Raw genomic sequence first — 22,053 nt, forward strand, 5'->3', positions numbered from 1 at the left:
AATCAAAGTTCATCAAAGGTATGGACTTTGATTTTTTTATTTTTTTTAGGTAAGGTAATATGAGGAAATACATAGCTTAAAGCTTTTTGTGTTTAATTATTGCAAAAAAATGAAACAAATTGGCAAGTCATACGTATTACGTGTTGAGGAGGCGGAAAGACATGAATGTAAAAAGGTGGGTTGCTTTAGTAGTGGCTGGTGTTCTTTTACTATTTTCGTTAGGAATTAATACCATTTTTGCGCTATTTAAAGCAGATTTCCTAGGTAATTTTGATAGCTTAATGGCAGGTAATAGCTTAGATGTATATGAAAATGTCATTGAAGGGGAGAATTTTGATAAGCGAATTGCTTATTTAAAGGTAGATGGAACGATTCAAGATATCGGCTCAAGTACATTGTGGCAACCAGTTGCCTATGATCATCAATTTTTCTTAGAACAATTGGATAATATTTTATATGATGAGTCCATACAGGGGGTTGTTTTAAGCGTTAATTCACCAGGTGGTGGTGTAAAGGAATCTGCAGATATCTATAAAAAGCTACTAAAAATAAAAGAAGAACGACAAATTCCAATTTATGTATCAATGGATTCTATGGCAGCTTCAGGTGGTTATTATATTTCTGCACCAGCAGATAAAATATTTGCCCATCGTGATACAATAACAGGCTCTATTGGTGTCATCATGCAATCAATTAACTATCAAGAGCTGGCTGAAAAAGTAGGGGTCAAATTTGAAACGTTTAAATCGGGAGAGCATAAAGATATGCTAAGTCCAATGCGTGAAGTGACAGCAGAGGAACGTGCAATGATGCAAGATATGATTAATGAAACGTACGAAGAATTTGTAGATATTGTAGAGCAGGGACGTAATATGTCTGAAGCAGAAGTAAAGAAGGTTGCAGATGGTCGTATTCTTGGCGGTACAAAAGCACTTGAAGCAGGGTTAATTGATGAAATTGGTGATGAAGAAGCGGCCATTGCAGCTCTTCGTGAGGATTATGGACTTGAAGATGCAGCTTTATTTGAGTATTCATACGATATGGGTGGCTGGCAATCGTACGTAGGTATGAAAATTGGCTCCATTTTCGGTCCCTCTGCCGAAGAAAAAATGCTAATGAAAATCATGACAGACTATAGCGCTCCGAAAATGATGTATCTATATGGGGAATACTAAGGGGGGAGCACAATGACAAAAAATGAAATTGTTATGCAAGGTTCACCCTCATTGGAAAATGGCTTCTATATAAACACTTCAGGAGAATCGGCACATGAAAAAAACTATGCATTAAAAACTGCTGGTTTTTGGGTACGATTTTGGGCATTTTTATTAGATGGATTCATCATTTCTGCTGTAGGTGGAATACTCGTCAATCCTATCTTCTATTTAATGGATTGGTCTTTATCTGATTCGGTTTGGTATGCGCCAATTTCTATTATTACAGCAATTTTCTACTATAGCTATTTTGTGCTGATGACCAAGTTCTTTGGGCAAACACTAGGGAAAATGGTGTTCGGATTACGTGTAATTTCATTAAAGCACGATCAGCTAACTTGGTCAGATGTGTTATTCCGTGATTGGATTGGTCGTATCATCAATAATATTTTTATGCCACTGTATATTTTGGTAGTGATTTTGCCAGAAAATCAAGGCTTACATGATTATTTTGCCGATACAACAGTGGTGCACGAAAAAATCTTTATTGAAAAGGCTTCAACACCGACTACTTTACCAAAACAAGAAGAACATATAGAAATTACTGTGCAAGAAGAAAAAATAGACTTAGCCAAGCTAGAGGAAAAAAATGAACAATAAACATAAGACTGTCTCAAATTAGGAGACAGTCTTATCTATTTCTATGTATGTAAGCTATCATAGTTGCAATTAATTCCCTTCATTTAGTAATATTATGTACATATGATGATTAGGAGGCGTTTAGATGGCACAAGTAACATTTAAAAATGGTCCAGTGACACTAGTAGGAAATGAAGTAAAGGTGGGCGATCAAGCTCCAGATTTTACGGTATTAGCGAATGACCTATCACCTGTAACATTAAATGATTCAGAAGGAAAAATTCGTTTATTTAGTGTTGTACCATCATTAGATACTGGTGTATGTGATGCGCAAACACGTCGATTCAATGAGGAAGCAGCTAACTTAGGTGATAATGTAGTCATTTATACAGTATCTGTGGATCTTCCATTCGCTCAAAAGCGTTGGTGTGGTGCAGCAGGTATAGATGCAGTCCAAACTGTATCAGATCACCGCGACCTTTCATTTGGTGAGGCATATGGCGTATACATTCAAGAATTACGTCTTCTGACACGTGCAGTATTTGTTGTGGATGCAAACAATAAAGTAACATATGTTGAATATGTACCTGAAGCTACAGATCATCCAAACTATGAAGCGGCCATTGCAGCTGTCAAAGCACTAGCATAATAAGCTGCTTTTAGGCTAAGATAATACTAGACAAAGGGGCTGTGACAAGTGTTTGTCACGGCTCTTTTCTGCGTGAAAGGAAGTTAGATATGGAAAATATCGAAAAGTTATTTGGTTTGCTAAATGAGCATGCCGAAAAAATCGAAAAAGAACACAATATAACGTTACTAGAAGGATTATTAGATGGGTTAGAGGCATGGCTTGATGGCGAAGTTGATTTTTCTCAAAAAGATGCAACAAAAGAGGATATTCGTAAAGCTATTCAAATTGCTATTTTAAAAGGGATGCGCAAAGGCTCACAGCCGAATCATCAAATGACTCCTGACACGTTAGGGCTATTAGTGGGCTACTTTGTGGAGCAGATTTTTGCAGAGCGTCTTGAAAATGAAAAGATCTCGATCATGGACCCAGCAGTAGGCACGGGCAATTTATTACTGACGGTTATGAATTTATTAGATGGAAAAGTGGAAGCAACAGGTGTAGAGGTGGATGAGCTACTTATTCGTCTTGCTGCGGCAACTGCTGACTTAACAGAACAACCTATTTCTTTATACCGTCAAGATGCCTTAGAAGATTTATTGGTCAATCCAGTGGATGCCGTTGTTTGTGATCTACCTGTAGGTTATTATCCAAATGAAGAAGTGGCGCTCGATTATGAATTATGTCCAGCGGAGGGGATGAGTTATGCCCATCATTTATTCATCGAGCAATCAATGAATTATACAAAGGATGGCGGCTATTTATTTTTCCTTGCACCATCTCATCTGTTTGAGTCAGAGCAGTCTAAGCAATTACACAAATACATTCAAAAACATGCGTGGATTCAAGCGATTATTCAATTACCTGACTCGATGTTTGCAAATAAATCATTAGAGAAGAGCATTGTGATTTTACAAAAACAATCGAAGGAATTGAAAGCACCTAAAGAAGTCCTATTAGCTAAAGTACCAAATATGCAGAATAAGCAGGCACTTGCGCTATTCTTTGAAAAAGTGAAGATGTGGAAAGAGGGCAAGTAATTGCTCTTGAGTGCAAGTAAAAAGGTATCCTATACAAGGATACCTTTTTATGTATTACAAATTAGTTTTCAGGCGTACGGATAACTAGTACGTCACATTTAGCTGAACGTACAATAGCCTCAGATACAGAACCGATTAGGAAGCGTTCTACTGCATTTAGACCAGTTGCACCACAAATGATTAAATCTGCGTCTACGATGTTAGAAAGCTCTTTTGTTATGATATTTTTTGGAGAGCCATACTCGATGATAAGATTAACATTCGTTAAACCTTCATCTTCAGCTTGCTTTTTGTAACCATTTAATAGTTCTTCAGAAAATGCTTGAGCACGCTCTGCAATGGAACGGTCATATGCTTCGATAGCAGCAAATGAACGAGTATCGATTACATTTACTAGATTTAACACTGCACCTTCGTTTCGTTTTGCAACATCAATTGATTTACGAAACGCGTATTCAGCTTCTTTTGAACCGTCTACTGCAACAACAATGCTTTTATAATGATTAGCCATTTGAAAAACCTCCCTGATTTGTATATGTTGATTATACCAAATGATTTTCTAAAGGAAATACTTTCCGCAAGAAAAATTATGAAAATGTGAAGGCATTTCATGTAGAAATATTAATTAATTATAAATATCTAATTCCCACTATTTGCAGTGTGTAAACGTCCTTTGATTGGTTTCAACTACACATGAATCAGCTCCATTAACTGCTACCTATACTCCTTTTTAGTTTTTAAATATAGTAATTTATAATGATATACAACGTTTGAATATTTGTTATTTTGGAAATCTTATAAATTTTATCTGTATTTGCATTAGTTAAAGCTTTTTTTGCAATTGTTTGGTAATATGGAAGTGCAAGGGGTGCATCAAGTTTAGTTACATAAATGATGCTTATTTCTTACGTTATGGAAGGGGATAGGAAACAATGAAGATTGGTATTCCAAAGGAAATTAAAAACAATGAAAACCGTGTAGCAATGACACCAGCAGGAGTTGTCACTTTAACACATGCAGGGCATGAAGTGTACATTGAAACAGGAGCGGGGCTAGGTTCAAGCTTTACGGATGCTGATTACATTGCAGCAGGTGCTCATATTGTTCAAACAGCTAAAGAAGCTTGGTCCCAAGAAATGATTATGAAGGTAAAAGAACCTGTAGCTTCTGAGTATGATTACTTCTACGAGGGTCAAATTTTATTCACTTATTTACACTTAGCGCCAGAGGTTGAATTAACTCAGGCACTTTTAAATAAAAAAGTTGTAGGAATTGCCTACGAAACAGTACAATTAGCAAATGGTTCATTACCTTTGTTAACACCAATGAGTGAAGTCGCTGGTAAAATGGCTACACAAATTGGTGCACAGTTCTTAGAGAGAAACCATGCTGGTAAAGGTATTTTACTAGGTGGTGTATCGGGTGTACAACGTGGAAAAGTGACAGTAATTGGCGGTGGTATTGCGGGTACAAATGCTGCAAAAATTGCTGTTGGCATGGGTGCTGATGTGACAGTTATCGATTTAAGCCCTGAACGTTTACGTCAATTAGAAGATATGTTTGGACGCGATGTTCAAACATTAATGTCTAATCCATATAATATTGCAGAATCAGTGAAAGATTCAGATTTAGTTATTGGTGCTGTATTAATTCCAGGCGCAAAAGCACCGAAACTTGTATCAGAAGAAATGATTCAATCAATGCAAGCCGGCTCTGTTGTAGTTGATATTGCAATTGACCAAGGTGGTATTTTTGCAACATCTGATCGTGTGACAACACATGATGATCCAACATATGTGAAGCATGGCGTTGTACACTATGCAGTTGCAAATATGCCTGGTGCGGTACCACGTACTTCTACAATTGCATTAACAAATAATACAATTCCATATGCACTTCAAATTGCCAACAAAGGCTACAAACAAGCTTGCCTTGATAATGCAGCACTGAAAAAAGGTGTGAATACATTAGATGGACAACTTGTTTATAAAGCAGTGGCAGATTCGCAAGGACTACCATTTGTCAATGTGGATGAATTAATTCAATAAACTTTGCTGGACAGAGAAAAAGGAAGCACACTAGTTGCTTCCTTTTTTGCATTATAGAATGATTAAATCTTTCGGGAATTTTGTTAATACTTCAACGCCATCTTTTGTAACGACAACATCATCCTCAATACGTACGCCTGTTACATCTGATTTATAAATGCCAGGCTCAATCGTAAAGACCATACCTTCTTCCATCGTCATCTCATTGGCACCTGTAACAGATGGGAATTCATGCACAGAAATACCAAGACCATGTCCAAGGCGGTGCGTGAAATATTCACCATAACCAGCCTCTGTAATTGTATCACGCGCAATTTTGTCTAAGTCCATCGCACGAACACCTGGTTTTACTGCTGCGACAGCATTTGTATTGGCAGCTAAAACAGTTTGATAAATTTCTTTTTGTGCTTCACTAGGCTCCCCAAAAGCTACAGTACGTGTAATATCTGAGCAATAGCCATCGTAAATAACGCCAAGGTCAAATAGTACCATATCACCTTTTTCAATTTTACGTGCACCTGGCTTCCCATGAGGAGAGGCAGTTTTTGGACCACTCAATACCATTGTTTCAAAAGACATTTTACAGCCTTTATCTTGAATGGCACTTTCGATCGCTGTTAGGATTTCCATTTCTGTTTTACCTTCAGCAATTTCCTTGCAACCGATTTCAATTGCATAATCGGCCAATTCAGCAGCTTTACGTAATTTTTCTAATTCACTTTCATCTTTGATTACGCGCATCGCATTAATTTTTTCGTCAAGACGCACAAAGCTAGCTTGAGGGAAAGATTGCTGTAAAGCTTCCAAGCGCTCAACAATGAGTTGTGCTTTTTCAATAGCAAATGTAGCTGGGGTGATTTGGCGTGCTACAATCGCTTGAGCAAGAACTTCCATCGAATTTTCTGTATCTTGATGACCAATTACCTCATAAGACCAACCAGCAGCCTTTGCATCTGGAATCTCCATTTGTGGACAAATTAGAAAAGGCTCCGCATCTTTAAAAATCATGACTCCTAGTAATCTTTCATGTGGATTACTTTTAAAGCCTGAAACGTAAAAAACATTGTCAGGTGTTGTTACGAATGCTGCATCGATATGATTTTGCTGCAAGTAACGTTGGATTTCTTCAACCTTTGACATTAATATGTCCTCCTTTTAGTGCATGGAAAATTTTTTACGTAAGAAAGCTTCGACTGCCGAAAAAAGTAGCGAGGTTTCTTATCGAGTACTGAATAATTATGCTCTAACAGGGTATAAAGCTGTTAGAGAATACTACCATTATTCTCTGTACAAGCATATCAAAAAAAGGGAAAAAGCGCATGGGTAGCGAATTAAAATGTTGGACTGTACTTTGTTAATCGAGGAGGATGTTAAGATGAAAATAAGTTATCATGGACATTCAGTTGTCAAAATTCAAACAAATGGAAAAACGATATTAATTGACCCTTTTATTAATGGCAATGGGCAAACAGACTTAAAAGTGGCTGACGAAGCGCCAGATATTATTTTACTTACACATGGCCATAATGATCATGTTGGAGATACAGTAGAATTAGCGAAGAAAAAAGATGCGCTAGTCATTGCGCCAAATGAGCTGGCTAATTGGATTTCTTGGCAAGGTGTAAAAACACACCCAATGCATATAGGTGGTGCGAAGGAATTTGACTTCGGTAAAGTAAAGTTTACACAAGCCTTTCATGGCTCTTCTTATGTAACAGAAAATAACGAAATAATTTATATGGGCATGCCGGCTGGAATTTTATTATTTATTGAAGGATTAACAATTTATCATGCGGGCGATACAGCTCTTTTTGGTGATATGAAACTAATTGGTGAACGACATCCAATTGATATTGCATTCTTACCAATTGGTGATAATTTTACAATGGGGCCAGAGGATGCAGCGTGTGCGGTTTCGTTTTTAAAGCCGAAAATTGTCGTACCGATTCATTACAATACATTCCCACCAATCGAGCAAGATCCACAAATTTTTGCAGATTTAGTACAAAATACAGAAGTTCAAATTTTGAAAGCTGGCGAAAAAGTAAACTGTTTCTAATCGTTGGTAATGCTGTACTATATGAATTGACACCACGCTGGTAGTTGAAATGATGGGGAAAGTTAAACAATTTCATCACTTTATATTAAATATTTTCATAAAAAATATGGTACACTAAGAGCAGAATTGAAGCTTAGGAAATAGGTGATATTTTGTCTACAAAACATGAGAAAATTTTACAATACATCGAATCACTACCCGTGGGCGATAAAATTTCAGTACGGCAAATAGCAAAGGAAATGCAAGTGAGTGAAGGAACAGCTTACCGTGCAATTAAGGAAGCTGAAAATCGTCGCTTAGTAAGTTCTATTGAACGAGTTGGAACAATTCGTATTGAGAAAAAAAAGAAAGAAAATATTGAGCGCTTAACTTTTGCAGAAATTGTTAATATTGTAGATGGCCAAGTTTTAGGTGGTAAATCAGGTCTACATAAAACACTAACAAAATTTGTTATTGGGGCTATGCAATTAGAGGACATGATGCGTTACACTGATGCAGGTAGCTTATTAATTGTTGGTAACCGTATTAAAGCACATGAGAATGCTCTTCGAGCGGGGGCAGCTGTTTTAATCACCGGCGGTTTCGATACTACGGAAGATAATAAGTTGCTTGCAGATTCATTAGATTTACCAATTATTTCAACAAGCTACGATACGTTTACAGTAGCAACAATGATTAACCGGGCAATCTATGACCAATTGATTAAAAAAGATATTCTTTTTATCGAAGACATTTATGTACCGATGACTGACACTGCAGCATTAAAAAATGATGAAACAATTCATCATTTCCAGAAGCTGAATGAACGTACAACCCATGGTGCATTTCCTGTAGTTACCCACCAAAATAAATTGGTCGGTATGATTACCGTAAAAGACGTCATTGGTCGTGAAGAAAACGAGCTTATTGAAAAAGTAATGACGAAAAACCCAATTGCAGGCTCCATGAAAATGAGTGTCGCTTCGGCAGGGCATCGAATGATTTGGGAGGGGATTGATCTCTTACCAATTGTAGATGACGACAATATTTTACAGGGTGTTATTAGCCGTCAAGATGTACTGAAGGCGTTGCAATTAGCACAAAGACAGCCACAGCATGGTGAAACGATTGATGATTTAGTGAAAAATGAAATGAAGGTATTAGGTGATGAAGAACTCATCGTTGAATTTAAAGTCACACCACAAATGACCAATCAATATGGAGCAATTTCATACGGTGCTTTTACAACTTTACTAGCTGAGGTCGGTTCATTCGCATTAAAACGACGTAAACGTGGAGATGCAGTGGCAGAGAATATGACTATTTACTTTATTAAACCAGTCCAAATGGAAAGTACGCTAACTGTTAAGCCTCGGATTTTAGATATGAGTCGTAAGTTTGTGAAGATGGATTTTGAAGTGTATAATCAACAAATGCTTGTTGGTAAGGCAATGATGATGTTCCAACTATTAGAACGTTAAGTATTGAAAAGGGATGGCCTAGCGCAATTGCTTGGTCATCCCTTTGTTACATATATTATTGATTAATGCGGAATTCTTCCTCAACAAATTGTCCATAATGACGTGCTTTTTTTATATTTTCTACAATAACTAAGATGCCGAGCGCGGCAAGAATTGCTACAATAATAAATGTAAATAAGCTCGGGAATAAATAAGCTTGATTTAAAGCAAATGACAATATTAAGGAACCTAAGCCGATGTTCGCTTTGCTTTTATACCAGTTTTTAGCAATAGGTAATGGAGAACGGAATTGTTTTGTTTTAAAATAAAAATAAAAAACAAAAGATATGATAATCGCAAACACAAATATTAAATTGAGCATAGTAAACCTCCTAGCATAACTAGACATTATTGTAACGATAATTATGTAAAAATGCTAACGGTTCTTACTATCATTTTGGGGGAAATTATTGTGAAAAGACAAATCATCGACACAATTGAGGCCAATGAAACCATTATTATCCATCGTCATGTACGTCCTGATCCTGATGCTTATGGCTCACAGCAAGGCTTAAAAGAGATTATTTTAGCCAATTATCCTGAGAAAAAGGTTTTTGCTGTAGGGGAACATGATGCTTCTTTATCTTTTATGGCACAGCCTGATGAAATAGCGGATGAAGTGTATGAAAATGCTTTAGTTATTGTCACTGACACGGCTAATACAGAACGTGTTGACGACCAACGCTACACAAAAGGAAAAATGGTGATAAAAATTGATCATCATCCAAATGATGATGCTTATGGTGATCTTTTATGGGTGGACACGACAGCAAGCTCTTGTAGTGAAATGATCTATGAATTATATGAAGAAGGCAAGGAAGTAGCAAACTGGAAACTTTCAGATGCTGCTGCACGCTTATTATTTGCAGGAATAGTGGGCGATACAGGCAGATTCCAATTCCCAAGTACAACAGCTAAAACATTTAAAGTTGCTGCGGATCTGATTACATATGATTTTGATCGAAACCAACTATTTGATGGCATGTACGAAATGGAGCAAAAATTACTTAATTTACAGGGATATATTTATCAAAACTTTACAATGGATGAGCATGGAGCTGCCTATGTGAAGCTAACAAAAGAATTACTGGCAGAGCATGACACTGTGCCATCTGAGGCTTCTTTATTAGTAGGCTGCCTAGGCAGTGTTAAAGATATATGCTCATGGGTTGTTTTCATTGAAGAAGGGGATCAGATCCGTGTACGATTACGTTCGAAGGGTCCCATTATCAATACATTAGCAAAAGAATTTAACGGTGGCGGACATCCGCTTGCATCTGGTGCTACTGCCTATTCATGGGAAGAAGCAGACCTCGTTATTGCAAGATTAAAAGAGATTTGTAAAGCGTATCATTAACAGAGAAAAGGAAGGGATTCATTTGACACATGTATATACAAAGATGCATACGAGCGCGGATTTATTGAAAAGCACAATTCGGCTTGAGCAATTGATTCCTTTTTTACAAGAACAAAAGACACAAGCCTGTGCAATCGTTAATACGAAATTGTACGGGCTTTTGCCTTTTTGTAAAGCATTGCAGCAAGTAAATATCCATGCGGTTATAGGGCTTTCGGTTAACGTTCAGTGGCATGATAAAACGCTTCCCCTCGTCCTGTATGCGCAGACACAGGAGGGCTATCAACATTTATTAAAGATTAGTAGTGCGATTTCAATTAGACAAGATGATATGCTGCCTTGGAAATGGCTTGAGGGATATTCAGCAGGTTGTATAGCGCTACTTTCTTCAGACGATTTAACAGATGTAGATGACTGGCAGGCAATGGTTTCTGCTTTGGTCCAACTGTTTAACCATCACCTCTATATGGGGATTGCTAGACCTGGAGGGATAAAAGCTGAACAAGAAGATGATTTTGTTTCTTGGTGTGAAGAACATGCTATTGCACTTGTAGCATCTCAAAGCTGTTATTTCTTGCGTCCAGAAGATCATTTTGCTTATGAAGTAGCAAGAGCAATTGATACAGGAGAAAAGCTTGGTAATACTATGCAAACAGCTGATGTACAGGGCTATTTTGCCCCAACAGCATTCGAATGGCAAAATTGGTTTGCGGATCGTCCAGATTGGCTTGATGCCAGTACGAAAATGCTTGCTTGCTGTAAAGCTGATTTACCAAAAATGCCTGTGCAAATGCCTAAATTTCCTGTACCTGAAGGTGAAACAGCTGAAAGCTTGCTTGTTAAAGAAGCATTTACTGGATTAGAAGAGCGATTCAAGCAACTGGCAATACCCGGTGCTTACCATGAACGATTACAGTATGAACTAGAAATTATTTGCTCTATGGGCTTTGCTGACTATTTTTTGGTTGTGGCGGATTTTATGCGATATGCAAAAGAAAATCGAATTTTGACGGGACCTGGACGTGGTTCCTCAGCAGGTTCGCTTGTGGCATATAGTCTTTCGATTACCCAAGTAGATCCACTTGCCTATGGTTTATTATTCGAACGTTTTTTAAATCCTGAAAGAATTACCTTACCTGATATTGATATCGATTTTGTTGATAGTAAAAGGCATCAAGTCATTCAGTATGTTGCCCAAAAGTATGGCAAAGCAAATGTCGCACAAATTATTACATTTGGTACATTGTCTGCAAAAGCAGTTGCCAGGGATGTTGCACGGGTATTTGGCTTTGATGCGGAAATGCTAGAAAAAATTTCGAAGATGATTCCAAATAAGCCGGGAATTACATTACAAAGAGCTGTAGCAGAGTCACAGGACTTTCAAGGCTGGTTAGCGGAGAATGATAAGCATTTGCGTTGGTACGAGGTGGCGTTAAAATTGGAGGGCCTACCAAGAAACTCGTCTATACATGCAGCTGGTATTGTCATCGCTCCATCGCCTTTAGTGAATACTGTACCGATTGAAGAAGGGCATGATGGTATTTATAGTACGCAATGGCCAATGGGAGATATTGAAGCATGTGGTCTCGTCAAAATGGATTTTTTAGGCTTGCGCAATCTCACTATTTTAGAGCAAATACGTTGGTCAATTTATAAAGCTGGTGGTCCTTGGATAGAATTTGAGCGAATCCCACTGCATGATGACAAGACGTTTCAACTATTACAAAGAGGGGATACGCTGGGGATTTTTCAATTAGAATCAGACGGTATGAAGCAAGCCTTGCGTGATATCTGCCCTACAACCTTTTTAGATATTGTGGCTGTAAATGCACTTTATCGCCCAGGTCCAATGGATTTTATTCCTGTCTATGCAAAACGGAAGGCTGGCAGAGAAATGGTAACGATGCCACATCCAGTGCTAGAGCCTATTTTACAAGAGACCTTTGGTGTGATCGTTTATCAAGAACAAATTATTAAAATTGCATCAGTACTGGCCGGCTTTACAATGGGACAGGCAGATTTGCTTCGCCGAGCAGTGAGTAAAAAAAATCGACAAGTTTTAGAGGAGCAACGCACAGCATTTGTTCAGGGGGCGCTACGCCAAGGCTTTGATCAGCGTTTAGCTGAAGAAGTATACGAACTGATTGTACGCTTTGCGGATTATGGTTTCCCTAAAAGTCATGCAGTGGCCTATAGTGTTATTTCCTATCAAATGGCTTATTTAAAGGCGCATTTCCCTCAAAACTTTTATGCAGCGTTATTATCAAATGCCACGGGAAATGTAGAAAAGATTCAACAATTTGTCCATGAGGCAAAAGATAAGGGCATCCCATTTTATCCACCTTCATTAAAAAGTAGTACGAAATATTTTACGGTGGAAAAGGAAGGCATTCGCTACAGCTTATCAGGAATTAAAGGTGTGCCTCATACATTTATAGAAAAAATACATGGACTCCGTCAAATAAATCCAGAGGTATTAAATAACCTATTTGATCTAGCTGTTGCCTTAAGTGCGCAGCATTTTAAGCCAAAAGTGTTGGAATCATTGATATATGCTGGGGCGCTTGATTATCTAGAAAAAGATAGAGCCGTCCTCATCATGACAGTTGAGGCAGCTTTGAAACACGCAGAACTTTTAAGGCCAACTGAAGATATTGATTTAGCATCAGCAATGGCATTTAGTTTTGGTAAACCAAAATATATGCAGGCAGAAGCAATGTCCCAGAAGGAAAAATTGATGCATGAAAAAGAGAGCTTGGGCTTTTATATTTCTACCCATCCAGTTGCACAGGAAAGACTCTTCTGGGCGGATATCAATAGTACCTGTCGAGAGTTGAAGCAGAAGCGTGATGGTACCTCCATAAAAATGATTGGTCTGATTGAAGAAGTGAAGAAAATCCGTACGAAAAAAGGTGAGCAAATGGCTTTTGTTCAGCTACAGGATGAGTTTGGAACAGTTTCCACTACATTTTTTCCACAAACCTTTCAGTTGGTCCAAGACCTGCTGGTAGAGGAGGAAATGTTATGGATTGAAGGTGTTTTAGAAAGACGTTTTGGCAAGCCGCAAATCAAAGTAAAACATGCGCAAACGACGAAAAAGATATAAAATGAAACAAGAAATTAGAAACTGCATTAAATTTTATGCAGTTTTTTCTTTACTTTTGCACAGTTATTTTGTAAGCTAGAGTCAACGTTAAAAAGTGGTCAGACCACTTTTTTGATAAGGGGAGTTAGTCGTATGGATAAAAAAACCGAACAAAAAAAAGTGTTTTTAGAAATCGTCCAACAACTACGTCAACTCATTAAAATGGAAAAAATTCAAGCAGGTGAGAAGCTACCTTCCGAACGAGTTCTATCAGAGCGTCTAGGTGTCGGGCGATCCTCTGTGAGAGAGGCTTTGCGAAGCTTAGAGTTGCTAGGGCTTATTGAAACGAGACATGGTGGTGGTACTTTTCTTGCGTCCACACATAAGCATCAGCTCGTAGAAATACTGTCGATGTTTATATTAGAAGATGAAAAATCAAAAAAAGATGTCGAATTAACGCGACAAATTCATGAAATGGAAGCAATCCGCGTAATAAGTTGTACAGAGATTCTTCGCACACTACCTGTGTGGGATAGTTTTTTTGTGAAACTAGAAATAGAAGGTACAATTAATTGTCGAGATATTTTAAGAGAACTATTAATTACGACAGGTAATCGTCTTTCATTAAAAATCTGGTTTCAATTAGCAGCTTATGATGGCGACCGTTTAAATCGAAACTCAACAGAAGATGAAAAATTAATCATTCAAACGATGTTGAAATCGATGCAGCTGGGTTACGAAAAAGAAGCATTAAAAGCTTATGAGCAGTGGATGAGTACTGTACAGAGCATTTAGACAACAACAAAGGGGGAGTCGAACATGGCAATACGTAGCTTATTTAGTGGTAATCGAAAAAAGAAAGAGGACGGGCAAGAAAAGGCATTTCCAGAAGGGTTAATGACAAAATGTCCTGAATGTCGTCACATTCAATTAACAAAAGAATTAGAAAAAAATCATAAAGTATGTACAAAATGTAGTCATCATTTCAAAATGACTGCTCAAGAACGTGTGGACTATTTCTTAGATGAAGGCTCATTCGAATCCATGGATGATCATTTACAAACAAGTAATCCTCTTAATTTCCCAGCGTATGTTGAAAAAATTGCAGCAGACCAAGAGAAAACAGGCTTGAATGAGGCTGTCCTAACAGGCGTTGGTACAATAGATGGGGAAGAAATTGTCGTAGCGATTATGGATTCGCACTTCCGTATGGGGTCAATGGGCTCTGTAGTCGGTGAAAAAATTACGCGAGCAGTAGAGAAGGCAACTGAACTAGGTGTACCATTTATTATCTTTACCGCTAGTGGTGGTGCTCGTATGCAAGAGGGCGTATTATCATTAATGCAAATGGCGAAAACTAGTGTCGCATTAAAACGCCACAGTGATCAAGGCTTATTGTTCATCTCCATCTTAACGCATCCAACAACAGGCGGAGTTTCAGCAAGCTTTGCTTCTGTTGGTGATATAAATATTGCAGAGCCACAGGCATTGATTGGCTTTGCAGGGCGACGTGTAATTGAAGAAACTGTACGAGAAAAACTACCAAGTGATTTCCAAACAGCAGAATTTTTATTAGAGCATGGTCAGCTTGATGCCATTTTCCATCGCAAAGATTTACGTAAACAAGTTTCTTTACTTGTAAAAATGCATACGAAAGGCGGCGTACAACATGTCTAAAAATTTAGCATTTGAAGAACCAGTCGTACAATTACGTGAGAAAATTGATGAATTAAAAACAATTGCTGCTGAAGCAGAAGTTGATATGTCTGGTGAAATCGAGAAGCTTGAAACACGTTTATCACAATTAGAGCAATCGATTTATGCCAATATGAAGCCGTGGGATCGTGTGCAAGTAGCAAGGCATCCAGAAAGACCTACAACGCTTCAATATATTGAAGCAATGTGTGAAAATTTTATTGAATTACATGGTGATCGTACATTTGGTGATGATGCAGCCATTCTTGGTGGGATTGCCATTTTCGAAGGGCAACCAGTAACAATAATTGGACATCAACGTGGTAAGTCTACTAAGGAAAATATCCGTCGTAATTTTGGTATGCCTCATCCAGAGGGGTATCGAAAAGCACTACGCTTGATGAAGCAAGCTGAAAAATTCAAACGACCAATTATTTGTTTTATTGATACTAAAGGTGCTTACCCAGGGAAAGCTGCTGAGGAACGTGGTCAAAGTGAAGCAATCGCTAGAAACCTTGTAGAAATGGCTGGCTTAACTGTGCCTGTAATTAGTATCGTTATTGGTGAAGGAGGAAGTGGTGGTGCATTAGCATTAGGTGTAGCAAACCGTGTCTTTATGCTTGAGAACTCGACTTACTCTGTTATTTCGCCAGAGGGAGCGGCATCTATTTTATGGCGTGATGGTAGTCTGGCTAAGCAGGCAGCAGAAGCCATGCGTATCACAGCACCTGATTTGAAAGAACTTGGTGTAATTGATGGCATTATTCCTGAAATTATTGGTGGAGCACATCGCAATGTAGCAAAACAGGCCCTTTCTATTAAAGAATGCATTAGTGACACACTTCATGCATTAAATTCTTTAAATGGAGAACAATTAGTTGAAGATCGCTATGAAAAATTTAAAAAAATTGGACAGTATACAGAAGTGTAAATCTGTTTGTAAAAAGACGAATGTTGTTTACTTTAATAGGATATAAAATTTAAAAGCTATATATTTGCTCGTTAAGAGACAAAATTTGTTTCTTAACATATTAAAAAGCTATAAAAATTAAAGAAGATAATAGCGCATAATAAACGCCAGACTTCTTGAAAAAATGTTAGATTTAGGATGTTTTTAGGTGGAAAGAGTGTGTGAAAGCGCATTCTTTTCATTTTTTATGTAAAAGTTATGTTTTTGTATCCCCAGAACCCTTACATAGTTTGTTTTTTCATGTTAATGTGAATAATAATAGTAACTGCAGGAGGTTCGACAATGAAAAAAATTGCTGTATTAACTAGTGGTGGAGATGCGCCTGGAATGAACGCTGCTATTCGAGCGGTCGTTCGTAAGGCAGCATTTCATGGAATTGATGTTGTCGGAATTAAGCATGGTTATGAAGGCTTAGTAAAAGGATTTATGGAAGAACTTGATTTAGGTGCAGTTGGTGGTATTATTCAACGTGGTGGAACGCATTTGAATTCGGCAAGATGCCCAGAATTTAAAGAAGATGCTGTTCAGCAACGAGGTATTGAGAATTTACGAGCTGCTGGTATTGAAGGACTTGTTGTCATTGGTGGTGATGGATCTTATCGAGGTGCCATGGATTTGGTGAAAAAAGGGTTCCCAGTTGTAGGGGTACCTGGAACAATTGACAATGATATTCCTGGAACTGAATATACGATTGGCTTTGATACAGCCCTAAATACAGTAGTAGAATCCATTGATAAAATCCGAGATACTGCTACATCTCATGAAAATTCTTTCATTGTAGAGGTAATGGGACGTGATGCAGGAGATATCGCTTTATGGGCAGGTCTTGCTGCTGGTGCTGAAACAGTTTTAATTCCAGAAGAAGATTATAATTTAGATGATATTGTCGCACGCTTAGATCGTGGTGCAGCACGTGGTAAAAAGCATAGTATTATTATTGTGGCAGAGGGTGTTATGTCAGGAAGTGAGCTGGCAAAACTGTTAAAAGAAAAAACAGGAAAAGAAACACGTGTTTCAGTATTAGGTCATATCCAACGTGGTGGATCACCTACAGCAAGAGATCGCGTATTAGCGAGTCAGTTTGGCGCACATGCAGTTGAATTACTTATGGAAGGCAAGGCTGGTCGAGCAGTAGGTATTCGCAATCATCAAGTCATTGATTATGATATGCCAGAGGCTTTTGAAAAGAATCATGAGGCTGATGTAAGCCTATATACACTAATGAAAGAACTATCAATATAATTTGTTATAAAACGGAGTGGGCAAAAATGAGAAAAACAAAAATCGTATGTACAATTGGACCTGCAAGTGAGTCACCAGAAATTTTAGAAAAATTAATCGAAGCAGGTATGAATGTAGCCCGCTTGAATTTTTCACACGGATCACATGAGGAACATGCAGGGCGTATTCATTTAATTCGTGAAGTGGCACAAAAATTAAATAAACCAGTGGGAATTTTACTTGATACAAAGGGACCAGAAATTCGTACACATAACATGAAAAATGGCGAGCTTCATTTGTCAGCAGGTCAAGTAATTGATATTTCAATGACAGAAGTAGAAGGTACTGAGACGAGCTTTTCTGTCACATATGAGCGCTTAATTGAAGACGTTGAGCAAAATTCAATTATTTTACTTGATGATGGACTAATTCAACTACGTGTATTAGCAACGGATATGGAAAAAGGATTAATTCATACAATTGTTGAAAATGCTGGCGTACTAAAAAATAAAAAGGGTGTTAACGTACCAGGTGTTTCTGTACAACTACCAGGTATCACAGAAAAAGACGCACAAGATATTTTATTTGGTATCGAACAAGGTGTTGATTTTATTGCTGCTTCATTTGTTCGTCGTGCAAAAGATGTTCTTGAAATTCGTGAATTGCTTGAACAAAATGGTGGTAGTCATATTCAAATCATCCCAAAAATTGAAAACCAAGAGGGTGTCGATAACATCGATGAAATCATCCTAGTATCTGACGGTTTAATGGTTGCTCGTGGAGATCTTGGTGTTGAAATTCCTGCAGAAGAAGTACCACTTGTACAAAAGAAATTAATTTTAAAATGTAATCAAGTTGGTAAACCGGTAATTACGGCAACTCAAATGTTAGATTCCATGCAGCGTAACCCACGACCAACACGTGCAGAAGCAAGTGATGTAGCCAACGCAATTATTGATGGAACAGATGCTATCATGTTATCTGGTGAAACTGCCGCAGGTCTTTATCCAGTTGAATCGGTACAAACGATGAATAAAATTGCACAACGCACTGAAAATTCATTAGATTATCGATCAATTGTTTCTACACGTAGTCGTGAGAAAGAAGCAAATATGACAGAGGCAATTTCACAAGCTGTAGCTTATACTTCTATCAATTTAGGGGTGAAAGCCGTATTGGCACCAACTGAAAGTGGTAATACAGCGAGAATGATTGCAAAATATCGACCTGGAGTGCCAATTGTTGCCGTAACAGGCTCTACAAATACAGCTCATACATTAACACTAGTATGGGGCGTATACCCAATTGTGTGTCAACGAGTGACAACAACAGATGAAATTTTAGAACTAGCTGTGGATGAAAGCTTGAAGCATGGTTTTGTTACACATGGAGACGCAGTTGTCATTACAGCAGGTGTACCTGTAGGTGAAGCGGGTACAACAAACTTAATGAAAGTTCACATTATTGGAGATTTACTTGCACGTGGACAAGGGATCGGAAAAGCATCAGTTGTTGGTAAAACAGTGGTTGCTAAAAATGCTGCTGAGGCACTTGCCTACGATACAGACGGATGCATCCTTGTTACAGTCGGTTCAGATCGTGATATGATGCCTGCTTTAGAAAATTGTATTGGCCTAATTACTGAAGAAGGTGGACTTACTAGCCATGCAGCAGTTGTAGGGTTAAGCCTAGGTATTCCAGTAATCGTTGGTGTAAAAGAAGCAACTACATTAATCCGTCATGGTCAAGAAATTACAATGGACGCTGAAACAGGTGTGATATACAAAGGACATGCAAGCGTTCTTTAATAATTAACAAAAAGCTCTAGTGAGGTTTGTTGTACTAGAGCTTTTTCATAAAGGTTGTACACACACTTTATGGAAACTATTAATTTCTTCCTTTAACAGAAGTTGCTTTCTCTTAGAATAGGTCTATTCATTTTTTTATGAAACTAAACGGGCTATAATAACGTATAGAAGGTATAGCTTTTCAAGTAGAAAGGAGAAAAATATGCGAAAAATTTTTCTTGGTTTCATTGTCTACACATTAGCCGAATTGACGTTATTAATAGTCATTGGACAAAATATTGGTGTTTTAAGTACATTATTGCTCATTATTGCTACGAGTGTGATTGGGATTTATGTCATGAAAAATAAAGGTATGAACTCTGTTCAAAATGTGAAAAATACATTGGCACGCGGAGAAGCGCCAGGAGCTGCATTAGTGGATACTTTCTTAACTTTTGGTGGTGGTTTGCTTTTAGCGTTACCTGGATTTTTAACAGATGTCCTAGGTTTATTCCTACTCATGCCATTTTCTCGAAAAATGTTCCAACCCATTGTCTATTACTGGATGCGTAAAAAAATGAAAAAAGGTCAATTCATCATCGTTCAAAGATAGAGTTTTCTTTCAGTTTTACAGCTAGAAATAAAAAGATAGGGCTCAGTAATATACCATAAAAGCCAAATAATAGAATAGAGGCAGCGCTGATAAAGAATGTATGGAATGTGCGTAGCTGAAGCGTATTGGACCAAAGCATCGAATCGGCTAGCTGCCTTGTTAATTGTACAAATAAATAGAGTAGTAAAATGGCCACACATAAAAAGGTATTGCCATTGAAATAAAAATAAATGCTCATTGGCACAAGAAAAACGCCAATTCCGAAAAACGGTAGTACATCTGCAAATGCTACAATAAATGCTTTAATAATGGCTTGTTCAAATTGAAGGATCATAAAGCCAGCACAAAGAATGAGTAGGGTAATCGTAAATAATTGAAACTCTACAAATAAGAAATAATGAAAAAGTTGCATGATTTTTGCAAAATGAGATTGCCACTCTTGACGATATTTTTTAGGCACATATTGAAAGAACCAATAGCGTGATTTACGTGTTTCTAGAAGCGCAAAGTAATAAGCGACTAAAAAGATGAAAACCTCAATGACATGCTTCATTAATAATTGGAAAAGATCTGCTGTATATACGATGATGGAATCGAAAATGGACAGTGATTTTTCTTTTAAAACTTGTACAAACATGGATTCATATTCACTGAAAAGCGGGAAATTTTGTAAAGTCTCTCGAATTTCTGGGAAAATGATGATAATACTGTTAATAGATATGACAACTAGTAGAAAAATACAGGTTAATATTAATACTTCCACAATAATTGCTGCAATCCAATACGCAATCCTACAATATTTGTGTAAAAATTTTATGATAGGATACGTCGAAAATGATAAAAAAATTGCGAGTGACACAGGTAATACAAACCAAAGTATGACTAAATAAAAAATAAATAGCAAAACGCTCGTAGTTCTTTCGTATGAAAAATACTTTAAATTCCTCATTTTTACAAATTCACCCCAAACCAATTGATAAATTAATGTCAAAATATACAAAAAAATCTCTTTAGGACAATTATATAGTCGTTCGGACGTCTTTTTCTTTATTTGGAGGATTTTCATTCACAAAGCTGTCAAAAATGATTATAATAGCAATGTAAGCGATTTACTTAATGGTTCATATGAGCAAAATTCGTAAATGCAACATAAAAAACGCATTTGCAACAAAAAAATAAGTATGAGGGAGCGATAATTTATGTCAGCAACTAAAGGTTTAGAAGGTATCGTAGCAGCGGAATCTAAAATCAGTTCAATTATCGATGACACACTTACATATGTTGGTTACAACATTGATGATTTAGCAGAAAATGCGTCATTCGAAGAGGTAATTTACCTGTTATGGCATACTCGTTTACCAAAAGAGGACGAGCTAGCTGAATTAAAACAACAATTGGCAGACAACATGTCAATTCCGCAAGCGATTGTCGACCAATTCAAAACATACCCACTTTCAACTGTACATCCAATGGCTGCATTGCGTACTGCAGTATCTTTACTTGGTGTATTCGATGAAGAAGCGGATGTTATGGATCCAGAAGCAAACTACCGTAAAGCAATTCGTCTTCAAGCTAAAATTGCTACAGTAGTAACTGCTTTTGCACGTGTTCGTAAAGGTTTAGAACCAGTTTCACCAAAACCTGAACTAGGATATGCGGCAAACTTCTTATACATGCTTAAAGGCGAAGAGCCAGCAGATATTGAAATTGAAGCATTCGACAAAGCATTAGTATTACATGCTGACCATGAGTTAAATGCATCTACATTCACTGCACGTGTATGTGTAGCTACATTATCTGACGTTTATTCAGGTGTAACTGCAGCGATCGGTGCATTAAAAGGACCACTTCACGGTGGAGCAAATGAGCAAGTTATGAAAATGTTAACTGAAATTGGCTCACTTGAAAATGTTGAATCTTATATTCAAAATAAATTAGACAACAAAGAAAAAATCATGGGCTTCGGTCACCGTGTATATCGTAAAGGCGACCCTCGTGCTCCGCATTTACGCGTAATGTCTAAAAAATTAACTGAGCTAACTGGTAAACCAGAGCTTTACGAAATGTCAGTTAAAATCCATGACATGATCGTAGAACAAAAGAAATTACCTGCAAACGTAGATTTCTTCTCTGCGTCAGTGTATGATTCTTTAGGTATTGATCATGACCTGTTCACACCAATTTTCGCAGTATCACGTACTTCAGGTTGGGTGGCACATATCCTTGAGCAATATGCTAATAACCGCCTAATCCGTCCA

20 protein-coding genes are annotated in these 22,053 nt (G+C 37.5%); 16 read left to right on the plus strand and 4 right to left on the minus strand.

Annotation, left to right across the window (positions count from 1 at the left end):
• Window positions 1-161: 161 nt before the first annotated feature.
• The 4 genes from sppA to B3D98_RS14550 all read left to right on the plus strand — a co-directional run bounded on the left by sppA (window position 162) and on the right by B3D98_RS14550 (window position 3,461).
• Complete coding sequence (gene sppA, locus B3D98_RS14535; RefSeq protein WP_288583833.1) at window positions 162-1,175, plus strand: signal peptide peptidase SppA; 1,014 nt, start codon at window positions 162-164, stop codon at window positions 1,173-1,175.
• A gap of 12 nt (window positions 1,176-1,187) precedes the next feature.
• Window positions 1,188-1,814 (plus strand): RDD family protein, encoded by a 627-nt coding sequence (locus tag B3D98_RS14540; protein WP_288583836.1) that lies wholly within the window; start codon window positions 1,188-1,190, stop codon window positions 1,812-1,814.
• A gap of 124 nt (window positions 1,815-1,938) precedes the next feature.
• A complete protein-coding gene (gene tpx / locus B3D98_RS14545; RefSeq protein ID WP_004226187.1) occupies window positions 1,939-2,442 on the plus strand; it encodes a thiol peroxidase in 504 nt (167 codons plus the stop codon).
• A gap of 89 nt (window positions 2,443-2,531) precedes the next feature.
• The gene (locus B3D98_RS14550; protein WP_259419417.1) at window positions 2,532-3,461 is read left to right on the plus strand and encodes a class I SAM-dependent methyltransferase; all 930 of its coding nucleotides are present in this window, start codon (window positions 2,532-2,534) and stop codon (window positions 3,459-3,461) included.
• Between the two features lie 61 nt (window positions 3,462-3,522).
• Here B3D98_RS14550 and B3D98_RS14555 read toward each other — a convergent pair whose 3' ends face one another.
• Window positions 3,523-3,972 (minus strand): universal stress protein, encoded by a 450-nt coding sequence (locus B3D98_RS14555; RefSeq protein WP_004226191.1) that lies wholly within the window; start codon window positions 3,970-3,972, stop codon window positions 3,523-3,525.
• Between the two features lie 421 nt (window positions 3,973-4,393).
• On the opposite strand from B3D98_RS14555, the gene ald reads away from it, so the two are divergent.
• Window positions 4,394-5,509: an alanine dehydrogenase gene (gene ald, locus B3D98_RS14560; protein WP_004226195.1), complete on the plus strand. Its 1,116-nt coding sequence runs from the start codon at window positions 4,394-4,396 to the stop codon at window positions 5,507-5,509.
• A 51-nt stretch (window positions 5,510-5,560) separates the two neighbouring features.
• On the opposite strand, the gene B3D98_RS14565 is transcribed toward ald, so the two are convergent.
• Window positions 5,561-6,649: a M24 family metallopeptidase gene (locus B3D98_RS14565; RefSeq protein ID WP_004226198.1), complete on the minus strand. Its 1,089-nt coding sequence runs from the start codon at window positions 6,647-6,649 to the stop codon at window positions 5,561-5,563.
• A 235-nt stretch (window positions 6,650-6,884) separates the two neighbouring features.
• Here B3D98_RS14565 and B3D98_RS14570 point away from each other — a divergent pair, with 235 nt between their 5' ends.
• Both B3D98_RS14570 and B3D98_RS14575 read left to right on the plus strand, forming a co-directional pair.
• Complete coding sequence (locus tag B3D98_RS14570; protein ID WP_016994815.1) at window positions 6,885-7,568, plus strand: metal-dependent hydrolase; 684 nt, start codon at window positions 6,885-6,887, stop codon at window positions 7,566-7,568.
• A 152-nt stretch (window positions 7,569-7,720) separates the two neighbouring features.
• Entirely contained in the window at window positions 7,721-9,028 is a 1,308-nt protein-coding gene (locus tag B3D98_RS14575) for a DRTGG domain-containing protein (RefSeq protein WP_004226205.1), read from the plus strand.
• A 55-nt stretch (window positions 9,029-9,083) separates the two neighbouring features.
• Here B3D98_RS14575 and B3D98_RS14580 read toward each other — a convergent pair whose 3' ends face one another.
• Entirely contained in the window at window positions 9,084-9,389 is a 306-nt protein-coding gene (locus tag B3D98_RS14580; RefSeq protein ID WP_048393558.1) for a YtpI family protein, read from the minus strand.
• 90 nt (window positions 9,390-9,479) lie between these two features.
• Between B3D98_RS14580 and B3D98_RS14585 the strand changes: the two genes are divergently transcribed.
• The 8 genes from B3D98_RS14585 to B3D98_RS14620 all read left to right on the plus strand — a co-directional run bounded on the left by B3D98_RS14585 (window position 9,480) and on the right by B3D98_RS14620 (window position 19,795).
• Window positions 9,480-10,424 carry a DHH family phosphoesterase gene (locus B3D98_RS14585; RefSeq protein ID WP_288583841.1) on the plus strand — a complete coding sequence of 315 codons (945 nt, stop codon included), beginning with the start codon at window positions 9,480-9,482 and terminating at the stop codon, window positions 10,422-10,424.
• A gap of 22 nt (window positions 10,425-10,446) precedes the next feature.
• A complete protein-coding gene (dnaE, locus tag B3D98_RS14590) occupies window positions 10,447-13,530 on the plus strand; it encodes a DNA polymerase III subunit alpha (RefSeq protein WP_288583843.1) in 3,084 nt (1,027 codons plus the stop codon).
• Between the two features lie 132 nt (window positions 13,531-13,662).
• A complete protein-coding gene (locus B3D98_RS14595) occupies window positions 13,663-14,304 on the plus strand; it encodes a FadR/GntR family transcriptional regulator (RefSeq protein ID WP_048393566.1) in 642 nt (213 codons plus the stop codon).
• A 24-nt stretch (window positions 14,305-14,328) separates the two neighbouring features.
• Entirely contained in the window at window positions 14,329-15,186 is an 858-nt protein-coding gene (accD, locus tag B3D98_RS14600) for an acetyl-CoA carboxylase, carboxyltransferase subunit beta (RefSeq protein WP_048393568.1), read from the plus strand.
• Window positions 15,179-16,135: an acetyl-CoA carboxylase carboxyltransferase subunit alpha gene (locus tag B3D98_RS14605; RefSeq protein WP_054549954.1), complete on the plus strand. Its 957-nt coding sequence runs from the start codon at window positions 15,179-15,181 to the stop codon at window positions 16,133-16,135. Before accD ends, B3D98_RS14605 begins: the two co-directional genes overlap by 8 nt.
• Before the next feature lie 321 nt (window positions 16,136-16,456).
• Window positions 16,457-17,416 carry a 6-phosphofructokinase gene (gene pfkA / locus B3D98_RS14610; RefSeq protein ID WP_048393573.1) on the plus strand — a complete coding sequence of 320 codons (960 nt, stop codon included), beginning with the start codon at window positions 16,457-16,459 and terminating at the stop codon, window positions 17,414-17,416.
• 26 nt (window positions 17,417-17,442) lie between these two features.
• Window positions 17,443-19,203, plus strand: a complete 1,761-nt coding sequence (gene pyk / locus B3D98_RS14615) for a pyruvate kinase (RefSeq protein ID WP_048393575.1) — start codon at window positions 17,443-17,445, stop codon at window positions 19,201-19,203.
• A 202-nt stretch (window positions 19,204-19,405) separates the two neighbouring features.
• Complete coding sequence (locus B3D98_RS14620) at window positions 19,406-19,795, plus strand: FxsA family protein (RefSeq protein WP_054549955.1); 390 nt, start codon at window positions 19,406-19,408, stop codon at window positions 19,793-19,795.
• On the opposite strand, the gene B3D98_RS14625 is transcribed toward B3D98_RS14620, so the two are convergent.
• Entirely contained in the window at window positions 19,779-20,744 is a 966-nt protein-coding gene (locus B3D98_RS14625) for an AI-2E family transporter (protein ID WP_288583848.1), read from the minus strand. The genes B3D98_RS14620 and B3D98_RS14625 overlap by 17 nt on opposite strands.
• 250 nt (window positions 20,745-20,994) lie before the next feature.
• Here B3D98_RS14625 and citZ point away from each other — a divergent pair.
• Window positions 20,995-22,053, plus strand: a 1,059-nt coding sequence (gene citZ, locus B3D98_RS14630) for a citrate synthase (protein ID WP_288583850.1), incomplete at its 3' end; no start/stop codon positions are given.

Origin of the sequence: Lysinibacillus sp. UBA5994, from assembly GCF_002429725.1 — a bacterium.
In the GTDB taxonomy this organism is placed as follows: Bacteria; Bacillota; Bacilli; order Bacillales_A; family Planococcaceae; genus Lysinibacillus; species Lysinibacillus capsici.

What these genes read in the sequence shown, in the direction of transcription:
- sppA (WP_288583833.1), top strand. Translation starts at nt 162, where the DNA reads ATGAATGTAAAAAGGTGGGTTGCTTTAGTAGTGGCTGGTGTTCTTTTA.
- B3D98_RS14540 (WP_288583836.1), top strand. Translation starts at nt 1,188, where the DNA reads ATGACAAAAAATGAAATTGTTATGCAAGGTTCACCCTCATTGGAAAAT.
- tpx (WP_004226187.1), top strand. Translation starts at nt 1,939, where the DNA reads ATGGCACAAGTAACATTTAAAAATGGTCCAGTGACACTAGTAGGAAAT.
- B3D98_RS14550 (WP_259419417.1), top strand. Translation starts at nt 2,532, where the DNA reads ATGGAAAATATCGAAAAGTTATTTGGTTTGCTAAATGAGCATGCCGAA.
- B3D98_RS14555 (WP_004226191.1), bottom strand. Translation starts at nt 3,972, where the DNA reads ATGGCTAATCATTATAAAAGCATTGTTGTTGCAGTAGACGGTTCAAAA.
- ald (WP_004226195.1), top strand. Translation starts at nt 4,394, where the DNA reads ATGAAGATTGGTATTCCAAAGGAAATTAAAAACAATGAAAACCGTGTA.
- B3D98_RS14565 (WP_004226198.1), bottom strand. Translation starts at nt 6,649, where the DNA reads ATGTCAAAGGTTGAAGAAATCCAACGTTACTTGCAGCAAAATCATATC.
- B3D98_RS14570 (WP_016994815.1), top strand. Translation starts at nt 6,885, where the DNA reads ATGAAAATAAGTTATCATGGACATTCAGTTGTCAAAATTCAAACAAAT.
- B3D98_RS14580 (WP_048393558.1), bottom strand. Translation starts at nt 9,389, where the DNA reads ATGCTCAATTTAATATTTGTGTTTGCGATTATCATATCTTTTGTTTTT.
- B3D98_RS14595 (WP_048393566.1), top strand. Translation starts at nt 13,663, where the DNA reads ATGGATAAAAAAACCGAACAAAAAAAAGTGTTTTTAGAAATCGTCCAA.
- accD (WP_048393568.1), top strand. Translation starts at nt 14,329, where the DNA reads ATGGCAATACGTAGCTTATTTAGTGGTAATCGAAAAAAGAAAGAGGAC.
- B3D98_RS14605 (WP_054549954.1), top strand. Translation starts at nt 15,179, where the DNA reads ATGTCTAAAAATTTAGCATTTGAAGAACCAGTCGTACAATTACGTGAG.
- pfkA (WP_048393573.1), top strand. Translation starts at nt 16,457, where the DNA reads ATGAAAAAAATTGCTGTATTAACTAGTGGTGGAGATGCGCCTGGAATG.
- pyk (WP_048393575.1), top strand. Translation starts at nt 17,443, where the DNA reads ATGAGAAAAACAAAAATCGTATGTACAATTGGACCTGCAAGTGAGTCA.
- B3D98_RS14620 (WP_054549955.1), top strand. Translation starts at nt 19,406, where the DNA reads ATGCGAAAAATTTTTCTTGGTTTCATTGTCTACACATTAGCCGAATTG.
- B3D98_RS14625 (WP_288583848.1), bottom strand. Translation starts at nt 20,744, where the DNA reads ATGAGGAATTTAAAGTATTTTTCATACGAAAGAACTACGAGCGTTTTG.